Genomic DNA, 263 nt, shown 5'->3' with positions numbered 1-263 from the left:
GTTTGGGACGTGAACACCCTCAGCCGCGTCGAATCCGCCGAAACGCTCAAGCTCAACGACATCGGCAGCGTCAGTTTCAAAACCCAACAGCCGCTCGCCGCTGCCGCATACGAAGACAACCATGCACAAGGCGCGTTTATTTTGATTGACGAAGCCACCAACCAGACTGTCGCGGCAGGCATGATACGCAAAGTCAGCGAAACAAACAGTTTTGAAATTTAAAAGAAAAGTTGAAATAAAAAAAGGCCGTCTGTTGTTCAGAC

General features: G+C 49.8%; 1 protein-coding gene. It reads left to right on the top strand.

The features are described 5' to 3' along the window. Positions 1-222 (top strand): elongation factor 1-alpha C-terminal domain-related protein (locus ACTHS3_RS18075; RefSeq protein ID WP_440368806.1); only part of this gene is annotated, 222 nt, incomplete at its 5' end. Between the last annotated feature and the right edge of the window lie 41 nt (positions 223-263).

The organism is Neisseria sp. P0009.S007, assembly GCF_051962515.1.
The sequence above is the reverse complement of the archived record's forward strand: the minus strand, read 5'-3'. Positions and strand labels throughout refer to the sequence as shown.